The organism is Streptomyces pseudoechinosporeus (assembly GCF_054783935.1).
This window is the reverse complement of record NZ_BAAGPS010000010.1, coordinates 51,133-70,394: the sequence shown is the minus strand read 5'-3', so window position 1 is coordinate 70,394 and position 19,262 is coordinate 51,133. Positions and strand designations below refer to the sequence as shown.

The following is a 19,262-nucleotide window of genomic DNA, read 5'->3' as shown; positions in this document are numbered from 1 at the left end:
GGTGCTCGATGGGGGATCCCTGTCGAAGCCGAGATCCTTGACCCCCCGGTCGGCATTCCACGATGCTGTGTTGCGGCACATGAAGTGTGTGCCGTAATGGGCAACACATGATTCAGTACCAGCCAAGGAGTGGCCATGACTCACCAGGTACGTGCTGTCGTCGCGCGGGGGAAGGGCGCCCCCGTCAGCCTGGAAACGATCACCGTGCCCGACCCGGGCCCGGGAGAGGCGCTGGTGAAGATCGAAGCCTGCGGGGTCTGTCACACCGATCTGCACTATCGCGAGGGCGGTATCAACGACGACTTCCCCTTCCTGCTGGGCCACGAAGCCGCGGGTGTCGTGGAGTCGGTGGGAGAAGGGGTCACCGACGTCGCCCCCGGTGACTTCGTCATCCTCAACTGGCGTGCGGTGTGCGGGCAGTGCCGGGCCTGCCTGCGCGGACGGCCCTGGTACTGCTTCAGCACCCACAACGCGAAGCAGAAGATGACCTTGGCCGATGGCACGGAGCTGTCGCCTGCGCTGGGCATTGGTGCGTTCGCGGAGAAGACGCTGGTGGCGGCGGGGCAGTGCACAAAGGTGGACCGGGCCGCGTCGGCGGCCGCCGCCGGTCTGCTGGGGTGTGGCGTGATGGCGGGTATCGGCGCGGCCATCAACACCGGCAATGTCGGGCGCGGTGACAGCGTGGCGGTCATCGGCTGTGGCGGCGTCGGGGCCGCGGCGGTCGTCGGGTCGAACCTGGCGGGCGCGGCGAAGATCATCGCGGTGGACATCGACGACCTCAAGCTGGACAACGCCAAGAAGCTGGGCGCGACCCACACCGTCAACTCCAAGGACGCCGACCCGGTCGAGGCGATCCGTGACCTGACCGGCGGCTTCGGCGCCGACGTGGTCATCGAGGCGGTAGGCCGCCCGGAGACGTACAAGCAGGCCTTCTACGCCCGCGACCTGGCAGGCACGGTCGTCCTCGTCGGCGTGCCGACCCCGGAGATGAAGCTGGAACTGCCACTGCTGGACGTCTTCGGCCGGGGTGGCGCGCTGAAGTCCTCCTGGTACGGCGACTGCCTGCCGAGCCGGGACTTCCCGATGCTCATCGACCTCTATCTGCAGGGCCGTCTGGACCTGGACGCCTTCGTCACGGAGACCATCGCGCTGGACGAGGTCGAGAAGGCATTCGAGCGGATGCACCGTGGTGACGTGCTGCGCTCGGTGGTGATCCTGTGACGTCCGTCGCCCGCATTGAACATCTCGTCACTTCGGGCCAGTTCACGCTCGACGGCGGCACCTGGGATGTCGACAACAACGTGTGGATCATCGGCGACGACAGCGAGGCGGTCGTCATCGACGCCGCCCACGACGCCGAGGCGATCGCCGAAGCCCTCGGTGGGCGCACCCTGCGCGCCATCGTGTGCACCCACGCCCACAACGACCACATCGACGCCGCGCCCGAACTCGCGGCGCGCACCGGCGCCCCGATCCTGCTCCACGGCGACGACCTGCCGCTGTGGAAGCAGACCCACCCGGACCGGATGCCCGACGGCGACCTGGCCCACGGCCAGATCCTCACGGTGGCCGGTGTCGAGCTGACCGTGCTGCACACCCCCGGCCATGCCCCCGGTGCGGTGTGCCTGTACGCGCCGGCCCTCGCGGCCCTCTTCAGCGGTGACACTCTCTTCGCGGGCGGCCCGGGGGCAACGGGAAGGTCGTACAGCGACTTCCCGACCATCGTCGATTCCATCCGGTACCGGCTGCTGCCTCTGCCGGACGCCACCGTCGTGCACACCGGCCACGGGGAGACGACGACCATCGTCGCCGAGGCCCCGCACCTTCAGGAGTGGATCGACCGCGGGTTCTGACCACCGCCCGTCGAACGGCGCACGCCCGCTCTCGGCCATCCCGGCCGAGAGCGGGCGTGCGTGCATCTGTCCAACGCGGGAGGGGATCCGACGGCTGGGCCACCCCCCCTTTGACCGGGGCGAAGGCGGTGGTTCCGGCGTTGCGCCCCTTCTCGCGCTTGTTTCTTATCGCGTGTGAAGTTGTGTGATGGGCAACTCAGATCGGCGGCTCAAACGGCCCTCGGAACGCCTTGACAAGGGTTCTGGCCGACTTCAGACTGATGTTGCGCTTACCGCAATCCGTTTCGCTATACGCACCGAGGTGGTCATGATGATTCCCGTGTGCCGTCTCGCGGATCTCCCGCGAGGAGAGGCCTTCCGGCTCGACATCGACCCGCCGGTCTCGGTGTTCCACACCGATGACGGCGAGCTCTTCGCCATCGACGACACGTGCACCCACCAGGACGCCTCGCTCGCCGACGGCTGGCTGGAGGGCTGCGAGGTGGAATGCCCGCTGCACGCCTCGAAGTTCAATCTGAAGACCGGTGCCGTCGATGCCCCGCCGGCCAAGCGTCCCGTCCGGACCCATGAGGTCCTCGTCGAGGACGGCATGATCTACGTCCGGCTGTCCACGGCTGCCCCGAACCTGCCGCCCTGTGTCGCAGCCCGGCTCGCCGGGGCTCCCGCGTGAGGACGGTGGCCGTGGTGGGCGCCTCGCTGGCCGGGCTGTCAGCGGCGCGCTCGCTGCGGAAACAGGGCTACGACGGGCGGCTGGTCGTCATCGGAGACGAACTCCACCGCCCGTACGACAGGCCACCGCTGTCCAAGGAGTTCCTGGCCGGAACCATCGGCGAAGCGGAACTCGTGCTGGAGGCGGACGACGAGGACCTGCGGGCGGAGTGGCTGCTCGGCGTCCGCGCCACCGGACTCGACCGCACGAACCGCGCCATCCGGCTCGCCGACGGCCGGGAGGTCCGCGCCGACGGCATCGTCGTCGCGACCGGCGCCGCCGCGTGCACCCTGCCCGGCTCCGAGGGCCTGGCCGGAGTGCACGTCCTGCGCACCCTGGACGACGCCCGCTCGCTACGGGACGAACTGGCCGGCGGCGGACGGCTGGTGGTGATCGGCGGCGGATTCGTCGGTGCCGAGGTCGCCTCCACCGCCTACGCCCTCGGACTCGACGTGACGGTCATCGAGGCGGCCTCGACGCCGCTCGCCGGACCGCTCGGCGAGACCATGGGTGCCATCGTCTCCGCTCTCCACGCGGACCACGGCGTACGGCTGTTGTGCGGCGTGGGCGTCAAGGGGCTGAGCGGGGAGCGCCGTGTGGATGCCGTCCTGCTTGAGGACGGCCGCAGCGTCTCCGCCGACATCGTCGTGGTCGGTGTGGGCGCACGGCCGTGCGTCGAGTGGCTGGAAGGATCCGGCATCGAACTCGACAACGGCGTCAAGTGCGGTGCGGACGGCCGCACCAGCCTGGCCGGTGTGGTCGCGGTCGGTGACTGCGCCAACTGGTACGACCCCCGTGCGGGTGTCCATCGTCGCGTCGAACACTGGACCGGTGCCAGGGAGCGCCCCGACGCCGCCGTCGCCACGCTGCTGGCGGGCGGCGCGGTGGAACCGGGCGTGCCCCGGCCGCCGTACTTCTGGTCGGACCAGTACGGCGTGAAGATCCAGTTCGCCGGTCATGCGGCCGGAGCCGACAGCGTGACGATCGAGGAAGGCGCGGCGGACGAGCGCAACGTCCTGGCCGTCTACCGGCGTGCCGGTCAGCCGGTCGCCGCGCTCGGGATGAACCAGCCGCGGCTGTTCACCCGCTGGCGCAAGGAACTCGCCCGCACCACCTCTTGACACCGCCCCTGAGGCATCCCATGCTGCGGTTTCACATGGCACGCAGCGTTGCTCCATACACAACGCCGTCCGGAGTGGCTCTTCCCGGCGCGTGAATGACCCCTCCACGACGTCCCCGAGGAGTGCACCGTGACCTCGACCAGCCTGCCAAACAGCCTGATCGCCACCCTCCCCGGCTCCGCCTACACCGATCCCGAGGTCTTCGCCCAAGAGCAGGAGCACATCTTCGAGACCATGTGGTTCTGCGTCGCGCGCGCGTCAGACCTGGCGAAGCCCGGCGCCTTCCGGACCGTCGACGTGGGCCGCGAGAGCATCCTGGTCACCCGCGCCAGGGACCTCTCCATCCGGGCCTACTTCAACGTCTGCCGGCACCGCGGAGCCAGGCTCTGCACGGAGCAGAGCGGCGAGGTCAAGCGGGCCTTCCAGTGCCCGTACCACGCCTGGACCTACGGCCTCGACGGCAAGCTCGTCGCGGCGCCCAACCTCACCAAGATGCCCGACATAGGCCGTACCGAGTACGGCCTGGTGAGCGTCGCCGTCCGTGAATGGCTCGGCTACGTCTGGGTCTGCCTGGCGGAGAACCCGCCCTCCTTCGAGGAGGACGTCATCGGTGATGTCGTCAGCCGCCTCGGCGACGCCGAGGCGATCGGGCGCTACGACATCGCGGCCCTCTCGGTCGGCAAGCGGATCGTGTACGACGTCAAGGCCAACTGGAAGCTCATCATCGAGAACTTCATGGAGTGCTACCACTGCGCCACCATCCACCCCGAACTGACCGAGGTGCTCCCCGAGTTCGCCGACGGCTTCGCCGCTCAGTACTACGTCGGTCACGGCGCCGAGTTCGGTGCGGAGGTCCAGGGTTTCACCGTCGACGGCAGCGAGGGCCTGGACCGCATTCCGGGCGTCGCCGAGGACCAGGACCGCCGCTACTACGCGATCACCGTCAGGCCGCAGGTCTTCATCAACCTCGTCCCCGACCATGTGATCTTCCACCGCATGTACCCGGTGGCCGTCGACCGCACCATCGTGGAGTGCGACTGGCTCTACCTCCCCCATGTCGTCGAGAGCGGCAAGGACGTCAGCCGGTCCGTGGAGCTCTTCGACCGGGTCAACCGGCAGGACTTCGACGCCTGCGAGCGCACCCAGCCCGCGATGAACTCCCGGATGTACGCCAAGGGGGGCGTGCTGGTGCCCAGCGAGCACCACATCGGTGCCTTCCACGACTGGGTGCACGAGCGACTGGGTACCCAGCAGTCGCAGTAGCGGCGGTCGCATGCGCGGCCCGCGTCTGACCGTACGTCAGCGATGCGGGCGGTGCCGGTGGCGGACGGGCCGCTCAGCCCAGGTACCCCATGCGGTGGCTGATCTCGTCCGCGCCCTTCATCAGCACGGGAGCGAGCTCGTGCAGGCGCTCCTTGGTGAGCCGGTACCCGGGCCCGGAGGCGCTCAGTGCCGCGACGACCTCTCCGTCCCGGTTGCGGATCGGAGCGGCCATGGCGTGGAGGCCGAGCTCCAGCTCCTCCAGGGCCCAGGCGTAGCCACTCTCCCGGATGTCGGTGAGGTTCTTCTCGAGCTTCGTCTTCGCGGTGATGGTGTGCTTGGTGACCTTCTTCAGGCCGGAGGTGGCCAGCACCGCGGCGCGTTCCTTGGCGGGGAGGTAGGCCAGCAGGATCTTGCCGCTCGAGGTGGCGTGCAGCGGGGTCAGTTGGCCGACCCAGTTCTGTGCGGTGACGGCCCCCGGGCCGCGCACCTGGTAGAGGTTGACGGCGTAATGCTCCTGCAGCACGGCGATGTTGACGGTCTCGCCGATCTCCTCGGCCAGGTCCTCGCAGACCGGGCGGCCCTGCTGGGTGATGTCGATGCGTCCCGTGACCGCTCCGGCCAGCCGTACGATGCCGAAGCCGAGACGGTACTTGCCACGCTCGCCCGCCTGCTCCACCAGGCCGCGCGCCTCCAGGGCGCCGAGCAGGCGGAACGCGGTGGACTTGTGAACATCGATCTCGGCCGCCACCTCGCTCACTCCTGTCTCGCCGCGGCGGGCCAGGATCTCTAGGACGCTGATGGCGCGGTCGACCGACTGCACTCCGCCAGCATGTGAATTTGAGGTTCCGGTATCAATGTCGTAGTTGCTCACAACGCAACTATACCCAGAGTAAACAACGCTACTGCAAGTAATGACGGCGAAACAAAGTCCTTGCAAGTTGCGCTCAGCGCAACCTGGTGCGTATAGCGATACTGAGGCTAGCATGCTCGCGTATCTATGGCGCGAGCGAGACGAGGCACCATGGCTCCCTTCCACTACGACTTCGTCATCGTCGGCGGCGGATCGGCCGGCAGCGCACTGGCGAACAGACTCTCCGCGGACCCGGCGAACCGGGTGCTGGTTCTGGAGGCCGGCCGGTCTGACTACCCGTGGGATGTCTTCATTCAGATGCCCGCGGCGCTGACCTACCCGATCGGCAGCCGGTTCTACGACTGGAAGTACGAGTCCGAGCCCGAACCTCACATGGGCGGCAGGCGCGTCTATCACGCGCGAGGCAAGGTGCTGGGCGGCTCCAGCAGCATCAACGGCATGATCTTCCAGCGCGGCAACCCCATGGACTACGAACGCTGGGCGGCCGACCCCGGGATGGAGTCCTGGGACTACGCGCACTGTCTGCCGTACTTCCAGCGGATGGAGAACTGCCTTGCCGCCGACCCGGACGACGAGTTCCGTGGTCACAGCGGGCCGCTCGTCCTCGAACGCGGCCCGGCGACCAACCCGCTCTTCGGCGCCTTCCTCAAGGCCACCGAGGAGGCGGGCTACGCGCCCACGGACGACGTCAACGGCTACCGGCAGGAAGGCTTCGCCAAGTTCGACCGCAACGTCCACCGCGGACGTCGTCTGTCGGCCTCGAAGGCGTACCTCAAGCCCGCGATGAAGCGAACCAACCTCACGGTCAGGACCCGCGCCCTCGTCACCCGCGTCCTCTTCGAGGGCAAGCGCGCCGTCGGCGTCGAGTACCGGCGCGGCCGGGGCGCGCTCCAGCTGGTCCGCGCCAAGGAAGTCATCCTGTGCGGCGGCGCGATCAACTCCCCGCAGCTGCTGCAGCTTTCCGGCGTCGGCAACGCCGAGGAGCTGTCGGCCCTCGACATCGACATCGTGCACGACCTCCCGGGCGTCGGCGAGAACATGCAGGACCACCTGGAGGTCTACATCCAGTACGGCTGCAAGCAGCCGGTGTCCATGCAGCCGTACATGGCGAAGTGGCGCGCCCCCTTCATCGGGCTGCAGTGGCTCTTCCGTAAGGGTCCGGCCGCCACCAACCACTTCGAGGCCGGCGGCTTCGCCCGCAGCAACGAGGACGTGGACTACCCCAACCTGATGTTCCACTTCCTGCCCGTCGCGGTCCGCTACGACGGCTCATCCCCCTCGGGCGGTCACGGCTATCAGGTGCACGTGGGCCCGATGTACTCCGACGCCATCGGCTCGGTGAAGATCAAGAGCGGGGACCCGCGCGAGCACCCCGCCCTGCGCTTCAACTACCTGTCCACCGAGCAGGACCGCCGCGAGTGGGTCGAGGCGATCCGCGTGGCGCGCAGGCTCCTCAACCAGCCCGCGCTCGCTCCCTACAACGCCGGTGAGATCTCGCCCGGTCCGACGGTGGAGACGGACGAGGAGATCCTCGCCTGGGTCGCGAAGGAGGGCGAGACCGCCCTGCACCCCTCCTGCACCTGCAAGATGGGCACCGACGAGATGTCCGTCGTCGACCCGGCCAGCATGCGGGTGCACGGGTTGGAGGGCCTGCGGGTGGTGGACGCCTCCGTCATGCCCTACGTCACCAACGGCAACATCTACGCGCCGGTGATGATGATCGCCGAGAAGGCCGCCGACCTGATCCTCGGCAAGGAACCGCCGGCGCCGTCCAAGGCCGCGTACTACCGCCACCGCGACGCACAGAAGCAGGCGGGGTAGACGTTGGGTACCGCAGGACTTCGGACGCTGCTGCGCAGCGTCCGCTACGAGGTGCTGCCCGCGAAGGCGACCGAGGACAAGGTCCTCGCCAATGTCCCGCGCGATGTCGTCGTCACCGTGACGGCGTCGCCGGGCAAGGGCCTGGAACCGACGCTCGGCCTCGCTACCCGGCTCGCGGCATACGGCTACCGTGTGGTCCCGCACGTCCCGGCGCGCCTGGTCCGGGACGACGGGCATCTGAAGGAAGTCGTCGACCGGCTCCGCGAGGCGGGTGTGGACGACGTCTTCGTGCCGGCGGGCGACGCGGACCCGCCCGCCGGGGCCTACGACGGGTCGCTGCCGGTGCTGCGCAGGCTGGGCGAGCTGGGCAGGCCTTTCACACACGTCGGGGTCACCGGTTATCCCGAGAGCCATCCGCTCATCCATGACGACGTCACCGTCCAGGCGATGTGGGACAAGCGCGAACACGCCACCTACATCGTGAGCAACCTGTGCTTCGACTCGCGTGTGCTGGGGGAGTGGATCGCCCGGATACGGCGTCGGGACGTCACCCTGCCGGTCCATGTGGGCATTGCGGGGCCTGTACAGCGGGCGAAGCTGCTGTCGATGGCCACGAAGATCGGGGTGGGGGAGTCGACGCGCTTCTTGACGAAGCACGCCTCGTGGTTCGTGCGTTTCGCGGCACCCGGAGGGTATTCCCCCGAGAGGCTGCTGGCCCGCACGGAGGAGGCCCTCACCGCACCCTCGGCGGGGGTGGCCGGTCTGCACCTGTTCACGTTCAACCAGATCGCCGAAACGGAGCGGTGGCGCCGCGTGCTGCTGGACCGGCTGGGCGGCTGAAGGCTCCTCGTATGTCTGGCGTGCCGTCGCCCGCTCGCCAGCGGGCCAGGATGCGTCCCTGGCCGCCCAATCCGCTCTGACCGAGGGACAGTGCGCCGGAGGCCGTATACGGCAACAGCGGTCGACTGCGGTGGGTCTGGTCGACGGGACGCAACCGGTAACGCAGATTTTCCATATCCGCGTTCGGATCGGAAACCATCGGTGCGTTTTGTGCAACTTGGTGAGCGATGTGCAACCTGACGCAGGTTGGCAGGGGGCCTCGGCCAAGAGAGAAGGGCCTGGTGGCCCCTTGCAGAATCGTCATCCGTCAGCCCCTTGACGCGTGTGTGCGCATTCGCCATGGTGTTCCATCACGAGCAATTGGATGCATGATGCGCAACGATTTGCGGCTGAAGGGCTGGGCGCGTGGCAGATCTGTACGTGGACGGTGAGTGGCGGGAACCCCTGGCCGGAGGCCACCGCGAGATCCGCTGTCCCGCTGACGGCACGCTCACCGCGACCGTTTCGGAAGGGAGTCGTCCCGACACCGAGGAGGCTGTCGCCGCGGCCCGCTGTGCCTTCGACGAGGGGCCCTGGCCGCGTACCCCGGAGCGGGAGCGCGGCGCGCTGCTGCTGCGCACCGCCGACCTCATCGAGCGCGACGCCAAGGAGTTCGCCCGCGCCGAATCGCTGGACACCGGCAAGCGGCTGGTGGAGAGCGAGTACGACATCGCCGACGTCGTCTCCTGTTTCCGCTACTACGGCGGGCTCGGGGGCACCGATGCCGGCCGCGTGATCGACACCGGCCGCGACGACGCCGTAAGTCGCGTCGTATACGAGCCGATCGGCGTGTGCGGACTGATCACTCCCTGGAACTACCCATTGCTGCAGGCTAGTTGGAAGGTCGCCCCGGCCCTCCTCGCGGGCAACACCATCGTCCTCAAACCCAGCGAGCTCACCCCATCCACCTCGATCCTGCTGATGAAGGCACTTCAGGAGGCCGGTCTCCCCGCCGGCGCCGCCAACCTCGTTCTGGGCGCCGGGCCCGAAGTGGGCGCACCACTCTCCGAAGACCCCGCTGTCGACATGGTCTCCTTCACCGGAGGCCTGCAGACCGGGAAGCGGATCATGGCCACGGCCGCGGCGACCGTGAAAAAGGTGGCGCTGGAGCTGGGTGGCAAGAACCCCAACGTCGTCTTCGCCGACGCCGACTTCGAGACGGCCGTGGACTTTGCCCTCACGGCCGTCTTTCTGCACTCCGGACAGGTCTGCTCGGCCGGTGCCCGCCTGATTGTCGAGGACTCCCTGCACGACGCCTTCGTCGACGAGGTCGTCCGCCGCGCCCGGCAGATCCGCCTCGGTGGCCCCTTCGACCCCGAGGCCGAGACCGGAGCGCTGATCTCCGCCCAGCATCTGGGGAAGGTCGAGGCGTACGTGGCGGCAGGCCTCGCCGAGGGCGCCGTACTGCGCTGCGGCGGTGAACGGCCGGACGACCCCGCCCTGGCGAACGGCTACTACTACCCGCCGACCGTCCTCGACGAGTGCCGACAGGGCATGCGCGTGGTGCACGAGGAGTCCTTCGGGCCCGTGCTCACCGTGGAGCGCTTCACCGACGAGGACGACGCCGTACGCATCGCCAACGACACCGAGTACGGACTCGCGGGAGCCGTCTGGACGCAGGACGGCGGCAAGGCCCAGCGGGTCGCCCGGCGGTTGCGTCACGGCACGGTGTGGATCAACGACTACCACCCCTATGTGCCGCAAGCGGAATGGGGTGGCTTCGGGCACTCGGGCGTGGGCCGGGAGCTGGGACCGACCGGCCTGGACGAGTACCGAGAGCCCAAGCACATCTGGCAGAACATCCAACCCCGGCCGCAGCACTGGTTCCGCGGCTGAACGCCGAAGAGAGGTCGATCGTGACCCCAACACAGACCGAGGCGCCGCAGCGGCGCGGCACGCCCCAGGACTCGGACAGCACGCCGGTCATATCCGTGCGCAAGCTGTGGAAGGTGTTCGGACCGAAAGCCGAGCAGGTACCGGAGTCGGAGGAGCTGTGCGGGCTCACCCGCCGCGAGCTCATGGACCGCACCGGAAACACGGCCGCCGTACGCGACGTGAACTTCGAGGTCTCGCCCGGCGAGGTCTTCGTCGTCATGGGCCTGTCCGGCTCCGGCAAGTCCACGCTGGTGCGATGTCTGACCCGGTTGATCGAACCCACTGCCGGTGAGGTCGTCTTCGAGGGCGAGGACATCCGCGGCGCGGACGACAAGCGTCTGCGCGAGCTGCGCCGCCGCAAGTTTTCCATGGTCTTCCAGCACTTCGGTCTGCTGCCCCACCGTCGCGTCGTCGACAACGTGGCGTTCGGGCTGGAGATCCGCGGCATGGGCAAGGCCGAGCGCACCAAGCGGGCCCTGGAGGTCGTCGAATTGGTCGGCCTTGCCGGCTACGAGCACTCCTACCCCGACCAGCTCTCCGGCGGTATGCAGCAGCGCGTGGGCCTCGCCCGGGCCCTGGCCGGCGATCCAGACGTGCTCTTCTTCGACGAGCCGTTCTCTGCACTCGACCCGCTGATCCGCCGTGACATGCAGAACGAGGTCATCCGTCTGCATCACGAGGTCGGCAAGACGATGGTGTTCATCACCCACGACCTCTCCGAGGCGCTCAAGCTGGGTGACCGCATCCTGATCATGCGCGACGGCAAGACGGTCCAGTGCGGCACGGGCGACGAACTGGTCGGCGCCCCTGCCGACGACTACGTGCGCGAGTTCGTCAAGGACGTGCCGCGCGGCGATGTGCTCACCCTGCGATGGATCATGCGGCCGCCGGCGGACGGCGACGCCCTGGACGGCCCCGAGATGGGCCCGGACGTCGTGGTGAAGGAGGCCACCCGGGCAGTGCTGGTGGCCGAGAAGCCGGTCAAGGTCGTCGAGAACGGCAAGCTGCTCGGCATCGTCGGCGACGAGGAGATCCTCGCGGTGGTCGCCGGGCAGGAAGGCGACATGTGATGACCGTCGTCGTGGAGAAACCCGAGAAGACGGAGGCCGTGGAATCCACCGCGCCCGTCGTGGCCGTACGCAGGGTCAGCCGGCGCATGGTGGTCGCCGCGATCCTGGTCGTCTGGCTGGTGCTGTTCGCCGTGCTGCGCGGCAAGCACACCCTGACCCTGGCGGCGGCGGACCTCACCGATCTGCACCGCTGGTTCAACGACGTCAACGACTCGATCGGCGCCAACCGCAACTCCAACCCCCTGTTCCTCTACTTCTTCAACGAGATCCGCCTGGTCATCGACAACCTGGTGACCTTCATCCAGGGGCTGATCTCCCAGCCGCCCGAGGGCCGCCCGGTTCCGCAGATCGGCTGGCTGGGCGTCGTAGGCATCGCCGGCTATGTCTCCTGGGCCGTCGGCAACTGGCGGGTCGCACTGCTGGCCGTGGCCGGCTTCACCTTCCTCGGGCTGCAGGGCCTGTGGCAGGAGAGCATGGACACCCTGGCGCTCACCCTCTCCGCGGTGTTCGTGGCGCTGCTGTTCGCGATCCCGCTGGGCGTGTGGGCGGGGCTGTCCGACCGGGTCAACCGGATCATCACGCCCTTCCTGGACTTCATGCAGACGATGCCGACCTTCGTCTACCTGGCGCCCCTGACCCTGTTCTTCCTCATCGGTCCGGCCTCCGCCACCATCGCCACCCTGATCTACGCGGCACCGCCGGCCATCCGCATCACCGCGCACGCCATCCGCTCCGTACCGGAGACGACCGTCGAGGCGGCCGACTCGCTGGGTGCGACACGATGGCAGGCGCTGCTCAAGGTCCTGCTGCCGATGTCCAAGCGGACCGTGGTGATGGGCGTCAACCAGACCATCATGGCCGCCCTGGCCATGGTGACCATCGCGGCCCTGATCGACGCGCCCGGCCTCGGCAAGACCGTCGTCCAAGCCTTGCAGTCGCTCGACGTCGGTACGGCCTTCAACGCGGGGCTCGCCATCGTCGTCATGGCCATCGTCCTGGACCGGGTCACGACCGCGGCGAGCGGACGAGAGGATCCGGCCCGGCGCTCCGGCAGCCGCTTCCTCACCTGGCGGCGGCCACTGCTGGGAGCGGGAGCGGTGGCCACCGCAGTCCTGATCTACATGTCGCACACCTATCTGTGGGCGGCGGAGTTCCCCGGCGAGGGCGACATCGGCAGCTCCATCGCCCGGGCCGCCGACACCGCGACCACCTGGACGCAGGACAACCTGTCAGGCCTCACCAACGCCTTCCGCGACGTCCTCACCAACGGCCTGCTCAACCCCTTCCAGACACTGCTCACCGACTCCCCGTGGTGGCTGGTCGGCGCGGCGCTGATCGGGCTCGGAGTGGTTCTCGGCGGCTGGCGCGCCGGGCTCACCGCGGCGATCTGTGTGGGCCTGCTGGTCGGCACGGGCCTGTGGTCGGACAGCATGACCACGCTGGCGTCGACCGTCGTCGCCACCGTGCTGGTGATGGCGTTCGGCATCGGCTTCGGGGTGTGGATGGGACGCAGCCTGCGGGTGGACCGGGTACTGCGGCCCACGCTCGACGCGGCCCAGGTCATGCCGCCGTTCGTCTATCTGGTGCCGTTCCTCGCGCTGTTCGGCGCCACCCGCTTCACCGCGATCGTCGCCGCAGTGGTCTACGCGACACCCGTCGCGATCAAGATCGTCGCGGACGGGGTGCGGAACGTCCCCGAGACCACCGTGGAGGCGGCCACCTCCGCCGGGTGCAACACCTGGCAGATCATTACCAAGGTTCAACTCCCGATGGCACGCAGCGCCCTGACCCTCGCCACCAACCAGGGCCTGATCTATGTGCTGTCGATGGTTGTTGTGGGCGGCCTGGTAGGCGCGGGCGCCCTCGGCTACGACGTCGTGGCCGGCTTCTCGCAGGGACAGCTGTACGGGAAAGGGCTCGCCGCAGGGCTGGCCATCGTCCTTCTCGGAGTCATGTTCGACCGGATCACTCAGGCAGCGGCGCGGCGTACCAGCGGCGCATAAGGAGCAACTGACCATGGCAAGGCAAGCAAGCAAGTGGAGAGTCGGCGCGGCCGGCATAGCGGCCCTCGGCCTCACCCTCACCGCCTGCGGCGGTGCGACGGTCGAGGACAGCTCCTCGGGGTCCGACAGTTCTGGCGGCTCCGGCAAGTGCGGCACCTTCAACCTCGCGGTCAACCCGTGGGTGGGTTACGAGGCGAACGCGGCGGTCGTCGCCTACGTCGCGGAGCAGGACCTCGGCTGCAAGGTGGTCCAGAAGGACCTGAAGGAAGAGATCGCCTGGCAGGGCTTCGGGACGGGCGAGGTCGACGCCGTCATCGAGAACTGGGGTCACGACGACCTGAAGAAGAAGTACATCACCGACCAGAAGACCGCCGTCGACGCCGGCCCGACCGGCAACGAAGGCCTCATCGGCTGGTACGTGCCGCCATGGCTGGCCAAGGAGCACCCGGAAGTCACCGACTGGAAGAACCTCAACAAGTACGCGGCCGAGTTCAAGACCTCCGAGTCGGGAGGCAAGGGGCAACTCCTCGACGGTGACCCGTCGTTCGTCACCAACGACGAGGCCCTGGTGAAGAACCTGAAGCTGGACTTCAAGGTCGTGTACGCGGGCAGCGAGACCGCGCTCATCCAGGCCTTCCGCAAGGCGGAGAAGGACAAGGAATGGATGATCGGCTACTTCTACGAGCCGCAGTGGTTCATGTCCGAGGTGCCGCTCGTCAAGGTCAAGCTGCCCGAGTACAAGGAGGGCTGCGACGCCGACGCGGAGAAGGTCGCATGCGACTACCCCGTGTACAAGCTCGACAAGATCGTCAGCAAGAAGTTCGCCGAGTCGGGCAGCCCGGCCTATGACCTGGTGAAGAACTTCACCTGGACGAACGATGACCAGAACGTCGTGGCGAAGTACATCGCGGTGGACAAGATGACCCCCGAGGCGGCGGCGAAGAAGTGGGTCGAGGCCAACCGCGACAAGGTGGATACCTGGCTCAAGTAACCCCGGAAGGCGGAGTCGGAAGCCGGTCGAACGTGCCCGGTGGGCGGAGCGCACCTGTGTGCTCCGCCCACCGGGCATTGCCGTGTTCCGGCCCGTTTTCCGACGTCCCGGACCCTCTTGACACCCACCTGCACGCCAGGCACATTGAGTTGCGCAACTTGGAGCATGTTGCGTAGACAGCAACTAAACCGGCTGGACTGGTTTTCACACCGGAGGTGCGGCGATGGCGGGACCCCGAGTGGTCATCATCGGAGCGGGCGTCGTTGGCGCGGCACTCGCGGACGAGATCTCCGCGCGAGGCTGGACCGAAGTGACCGTGGTCGACCAGGGCCCGCTGCCCGTCACCGGGGGCTCCAGCTCGCACGCCCCGGGCCTGGTCTTCCAGACGAACGCCTCCAAGACCATGACCGAACTGGCCCGCTACACCGTCGAGAAGTTCTGCTCCCTCGACGTCGACGGCAAGCCCTGCTTCCTGCAGGTCGGCGGCCTCGAAGTGGCGACCACCCCCGAGCGCCTCGCGGAACTGCGCCGCCGCCACGGCTGGATCACCGCCTGGGGCATCAACGCCCGGCTGCTGAGCGCCGACGAGTGCGTCGAACAGCACCCATTGGTGAACCGGGACAGGGTCCTCGGCGGCCTCCTGGTCCCCACGGACGGCCTCGCCAAGGCCGTCCTCGCCGTCGAGGCGCAGATCCGCCGGGCCACCGAGCGCGGCGTGCGCTTCCTCGCCCGCCACGAGGTCCTGGACGTCCAGCAGAGCGAGGGCCGCGTCACCGGCGTCCTGACCGACCAGGGCGAGATCCCCGCCGACATCGTCGTGTGCTGCGCCGGCATCTGGGGCCCGAAGATCGCCCGCATGGCCGGCATGAACCTCCCGCTCACCCCGCTCGCCCACCAGCTCGCCTGGACCGGCCCGGTACCGGCCCTCGCCGGCCAGACCGAGGAGGCGGTGCGCCCGATCCTGCGTCACCAGGACGCCGACCTCTACTACCGCGACCGCTTCGACGGCATCGGCATCGGCTACTACGGCCACCGCCCGTTGCCCATCTCGGCCGACGACATCCTCTCCGTCGACGAGGCCGAGGAGATGCCCTCGGTCCTGAAGTTCACGGAAGAGGACTTCGAGGACGCCTGGATCGAGACCCAGTCGCTGCTCCCCGTGACGAAGGAGGCCAAGGTCGAGGAGGGCATCAACGGCCTGTTCTCCTTCACCACCGACGGCAATCCGCTCCTCGGTGAGTCCCCCGATGTCAAGGGCTTCTGGGTCGCCGAGGCGGTCTGGGTCACCCACTCCGCGGGTGTGGGCCGGGCCATGGCCGAATGGCTGGTCGACGGCTACTGCTCCTCCTTCGACCTGCACGAGTGCGACGTCAATCGCTTCGAGCCGCACCAGCTGTCCCCGGAGTACGTCCTGGCCCGCGACTGCCAGAACTTCGTCGAGGTCTACGACATCCTGCACCCGCTGCAGCCGTCGGGGGACCCACGCCCGATCCGCACCAGCCCGTTCTATGCCCGCCAGCAGGAGCTGGGTGCCTTCTTCCTGGAGGCGAACGGCTGGGAGCGCCCGCAGTGGTACGAGGCCAACGCGGGGCTGGTCGAAGGCCGTTCCATCGCCACCCCCAACGACTGGGCGGCGCAGTACTGGTCGCCCATTGTCGGTGCCGAGGCGCAGGTCACCCGCGAGACCGTCGCGATGTACGACATGACGGCCCTCAAGCGGCTGGAGGTCAGCGGCCCTGGTGCCGCCGCGTTCCTGGAGCGGCTGGTCACCGGCAAGGTGGCCAAGTCCGTCGGCTCGGTGACGTACACCCTGCTCCTCGACCACGACGGCGGCATCCGCAGCGATATCACCGTCGCCCGCCTCGCCCGCGACCTCTTCCAGGTCGGCGCCAACGGCAACCTGGACCTCGACTGGTTCACCCGCCACCTCCCCGCCGACGGCACGGTCCAGGTACGCGACATCACCCCCGGCACCTGCTGCGTCGGCCTGTGGGGACCGCTCGCCCGCGAGGTCCTGCAGCCCCTGACCGACCAGGACTTCTCGAACGACGGCCTGAAATACTTCCGCGCCAAGCGCGCCCACATCGGGAGCGTCCCCGTCACCGCCATGCGCCTGTCGTACGTCGGTGAACTCGGCTGGGAGCTGTACACCACCGCCGACCTCGGCCAGAAGCTGTGGGACACGCTGTGGCGGGCGGCCGAGCCGCTCGGCGGCATCATCGCCGGCCGCGGCGCCTTCAGCAGCCTCCGCCTGGAGAAGGGTTACCGCTCCTTCGGCACCGACATGACCTACGAGCACGACCCCTACGAGGCCGGCGTCGGCTTCGCCGTCAAGCTCGACAAGGACGACTTCATCGGCAAGGCCGCGCTGGAACGCCGAAAGGCCGACGTACGGCGGAAGCTGACCTGCCTCACCATCGACGACCCCCAGTCGGTCGTCATGGGCAAGGAACCGGTGTACGACGGCGACCGCGCGGTCGGCTACGTCACCAGCGCCGCCTACGGCTACACGATCGGCAAGGGCATCGCCTACGCGTGGCTCCCCGCGGAGCTCGCCACCCCCGGCACCACCGTGCACATCGGCTACTTCGACCAGCGCGTCGAGGCGGTCGTCGCCGAGGAGCCCCTGTTCGACCCGACCATGTCCCGCCTCCGTGGCTGACTGTGGAGAAGAGGTACCGCCGGTGACCGCACAACTCCTCGACGGCAAGGCCACCGCCGCCGAGATCCGCCGCGAACTCGCGGAGCGCGTGGCCAAGTTGACCGCAAACGGCGGCCGCCCGCCGGGGCTCGGCACGGTCCTCGTCGGCGACGACCCCGGCAGTCGTGCCTACGTGGCAGGCAAGCACAGGGACTGCGCGCAGGTGGGCATCGCCTCGCTCCGCCGGGAACTGCCCGCCGACGCCACCCAGCGGCAGGTCGAGGACGTCATCGACGAACTCAACGCCGCCCCGGCCTGCACCGGCTACATCGTCCAGCTCCCGCTCCCGCGCCACCTGGACGCGGGCGCCGTACTGGAACGCATGGACCCGGCCAAGGACGCCGACGGCCTGCATCCCGTCAACCTCGGCCGACTCGTCCTCGGCGTCGATGCCCCACTGCCGTGCACCCCGCGCGGAGTCGTCGAACTGCTCCGCCGCCACGACGTGCCCCTCGCCGGAGCACGGGTGTGCGTGATCGGCCGCGGCATCACCGTCGGACGTCCCATCGGACTGCTGCTCACCCGCAGGTCCGAGAACGCCACTGTCACCCTGTGCCATACCGGCACCAAGGGCCTGGCCTGGCACGTACGCGAGGCGGAGATTGTGGTCGCGGCCGCCGGTTCGCCGGGGCTGATCACCAAGGACATGCTGCGCCCCGGCGCGGCGGTCCTGGACGTCGGCATCACCCGCACCGGCCACGGGCTGGTCGGCGACGTGCACCCTGACGCCGCCCAGGTCGCCGGATGGCTCGCGCCCATGCCCGGGGGCGTGGGACCCATGACGCGGGCCATGCTGCTCGCCAATGTCGTCGAGGCCGCCGAGAGAAACGCGAACACCGTATGAACGCGCTGAACGGAGACATCCGATGAGCCCCCGCATCCCCGGCGCCGAGCTCCCCGAGCACCCCGACTGGCTATGGCGCACGCCCGAGCCGAAGCGGTCGTACGACGTCGTCATCGTGGGCGGCGGCGGACACGGCCTCGCCACCGCCCACTACCTGGCGAAGAACCACGGCATTACCAACGTCGCCGTACTGGAGAAGGGCTGGCTCGCGGGCGGCAACATGGCCCGCAACACCACCATCATCCGCTCCAACTACCTGTGGGACGAGAGCGCCGGCATCTACGAGCACGCCCTCAAGCTGTGGGAGGGACTGGCGGACGAACTCGACTACCCGATCCTGTTCTCCCAGCGCGGCGTGCTGAACCTGGCCCACAGCCTCCAGGACGTCCGCGACAGCGTGCGCCGGGTGGAGGCGAACCGCCTGAACGGCGTGGACGCGGAGTGGCTGGACGCGGATGGCGTCAAGGAAGTCTGCCCGATCGTCAACATCTCCCCGGACGTGCGCTATCCGGTCCTGGGCGCCACCTACCAGCCACGGGCCGGCATCGCCAAGCACGACCACGTGGCGTGGGGCCTGGCCCGCTCAGCGGACGCCGCCGGCATCGACATCATCCAGAACTGCGAGGTCACCGGACTGGATCTGGTCGGCGGCCGGGTGGTCGGCGTACAGACCACGCTCGGCCCGATCGCCGCCGGCAAGGTGGCGCTCTGCTCGGCAGGCCACACCTCGGTCCTCGCCGCCATGGCAGGTATCGAACTGCCGCTGCAGAGCCACCCGTTGCAGGCCCTGGTCTCCGAACTCCTGGAGCCGGTGCACCCGACGGTCGTCATGTCCAACGCGGTCCATGTGTACGTCAGCCAGGCGCACAAGGGCGAGTTGGTGATGGGCGCAGGCATCGACGCGTACAACTCCTACACCCAGCGCGGTGCCTTCCACATCATCGAAGAGCAGATGTCGGCCGCCCTGGAGCTCTTCCCGGTCTTCGCCCGCGCCCACGTGCTGCGCACCTGGGGCGGCATCGTCGACGTCAGCCCTGACGCCTCGCCGATCGTCGGACTCACTCCCGTCGACAACCTCTACCTCAACTGCGGCTGGGGCACGGGCGGGTTCAAGGCCACCCCGGGCGTCGGCTGGGTCTACGCCCACACCATCGCCCACGACACCCCTCACCCCCTCAATGCCCCCTTCTCGCTCGATCGTTTCACCACCGGCGCGCTCGTCGATGAGCACGGCGCGGCCGCGGTGGCCCACTAGGGAGCC

Annotated in this window: 15 protein-coding genes; 14 read left to right on the top strand and 1 reads right to left on the bottom strand. The window is 68.7% G+C overall.

The window, feature by feature from the left end; all coding sequences use genetic code 11:
* Positions 1-135: 135 nt before the first annotated feature.
* The 5 genes from ACYVO6_RS15470 to ACYVO6_RS15450 all read left to right on the top strand — a co-directional run bounded on the left by ACYVO6_RS15470 (position 136) and on the right by ACYVO6_RS15450 (position 4,946).
* A complete protein-coding gene (locus ACYVO6_RS15470) occupies positions 136-1,221 on the top strand; it encodes an S-(hydroxymethyl)mycothiol dehydrogenase (RefSeq protein WP_461061509.1) in 1,086 nt (361 codons plus the stop codon).
* Positions 1,218-1,853 carry an MBL fold metallo-hydrolase gene (locus ACYVO6_RS15465; RefSeq protein ID WP_461061507.1) on the top strand — a complete coding sequence of 212 codons (636 nt, stop codon included), beginning with the start codon at positions 1,218-1,220 and terminating at the stop codon, positions 1,851-1,853. Before ACYVO6_RS15470 ends, ACYVO6_RS15465 begins: the two co-directional genes overlap by 4 nt.
* A 307-nt stretch (positions 1,854-2,160) precedes the next feature.
* Positions 2,161-2,523 (top strand): bifunctional 3-phenylpropionate/cinnamic acid dioxygenase ferredoxin subunit, encoded by a 363-nt coding sequence (locus ACYVO6_RS15460; protein ID WP_461061505.1) that lies wholly within the window; start codon positions 2,161-2,163, stop codon positions 2,521-2,523.
* On the top strand, positions 2,520-3,683 hold the full coding sequence (locus ACYVO6_RS15455) for an NAD(P)/FAD-dependent oxidoreductase (protein ID WP_461061503.1): 1,164 nt from the start codon (positions 2,520-2,522) through the stop codon (positions 3,681-3,683). Before ACYVO6_RS15460 ends, ACYVO6_RS15455 begins: the two co-directional genes overlap by 4 nt.
* Before the next feature lie 129 nt (positions 3,684-3,812).
* On the top strand, positions 3,813-4,946 hold the full coding sequence (locus tag ACYVO6_RS15450; protein WP_461061501.1) for an aromatic ring-hydroxylating oxygenase subunit alpha: 1,134 nt from the start codon (positions 3,813-3,815) through the stop codon (positions 4,944-4,946).
* Between the two features lie 73 nt (positions 4,947-5,019).
* Here the strand turns inward: ACYVO6_RS15450 and ACYVO6_RS15445 are convergent, their stop codons facing one another.
* The gene (locus ACYVO6_RS15445) at positions 5,020-5,766 is read right to left on the bottom strand and encodes an IclR family transcriptional regulator (RefSeq protein WP_461061499.1); all 747 of its coding nucleotides are present in this window, start codon (positions 5,764-5,766) and stop codon (positions 5,020-5,022) included.
* Between the two features lie 201 nt (positions 5,767-5,967).
* On the opposite strand from ACYVO6_RS15445, the gene betA reads away from it, so the two are divergent.
* The 9 genes from betA (at position 5,968) to ACYVO6_RS15400 (ending at position 19,256) form a co-directional block, all read left to right on the top strand.
* Positions 5,968-7,638, top strand: a complete 1,671-nt coding sequence (betA, locus tag ACYVO6_RS15440) for a choline dehydrogenase (RefSeq protein ID WP_461061497.1) — start codon at positions 5,968-5,970, stop codon at positions 7,636-7,638.
* Positions 7,639-7,641: 3 nt separating this feature from the next.
* The gene (locus ACYVO6_RS15435; RefSeq protein WP_461061495.1) at positions 7,642-8,478 is read left to right on the top strand and encodes a methylenetetrahydrofolate reductase; all 837 of its coding nucleotides are present in this window, start codon (positions 7,642-7,644) and stop codon (positions 8,476-8,478) included.
* A 405-nt stretch (positions 8,479-8,883) separates the two neighbouring features.
* Positions 8,884-10,353: an aldehyde dehydrogenase family protein gene (locus ACYVO6_RS15430; RefSeq protein WP_461061493.1), complete on the top strand. Its 1,470-nt coding sequence runs from the start codon at positions 8,884-8,886 to the stop codon at positions 10,351-10,353.
* Positions 10,354-10,373: 20 nt separating this feature from the next.
* Positions 10,374-11,462 carry a quaternary amine ABC transporter ATP-binding protein gene (locus ACYVO6_RS15425; RefSeq protein WP_461061491.1) on the top strand — a complete coding sequence of 363 codons (1,089 nt, stop codon included), beginning with the start codon at positions 10,374-10,376 and terminating at the stop codon, positions 11,460-11,462.
* Positions 11,462-13,465, top strand: a complete 2,004-nt coding sequence (locus ACYVO6_RS15420) for an ABC transporter permease (protein WP_461061489.1) — start codon at positions 11,462-11,464, stop codon at positions 13,463-13,465. Before ACYVO6_RS15425 ends, ACYVO6_RS15420 begins: the two co-directional genes overlap by 1 nt.
* A 13-nt stretch (positions 13,466-13,478) precedes the next feature.
* Positions 13,479-14,456, top strand: coding sequence for an ABC transporter substrate-binding protein (locus ACYVO6_RS15415; protein ID WP_461061487.1), 978 nt, complete (start codon positions 13,479-13,481; stop codon positions 14,454-14,456).
* 223 nt (positions 14,457-14,679) lie between these two features.
* Complete coding sequence (locus ACYVO6_RS15410; protein ID WP_461061485.1) at positions 14,680-17,118, top strand: GcvT family protein; 2,439 nt, start codon at positions 14,680-14,682, stop codon at positions 17,116-17,118.
* Positions 17,119-17,140: 22 nt separating this feature from the next.
* On the top strand, positions 17,141-18,001 hold the full coding sequence (locus ACYVO6_RS15405) for a bifunctional methylenetetrahydrofolate dehydrogenase/methenyltetrahydrofolate cyclohydrolase (RefSeq protein ID WP_461061483.1): 861 nt from the start codon (positions 17,141-17,143) through the stop codon (positions 17,999-18,001).
* Between the two features lie 22 nt (positions 18,002-18,023).
* Positions 18,024-19,256 carry a sarcosine oxidase subunit beta family protein gene (locus tag ACYVO6_RS15400; protein ID WP_461061481.1) on the top strand — a complete coding sequence of 411 codons (1,233 nt, stop codon included), beginning with the start codon at positions 18,024-18,026 and terminating at the stop codon, positions 19,254-19,256.
* Positions 19,257-19,262 lie beyond the last annotated feature (6 nt).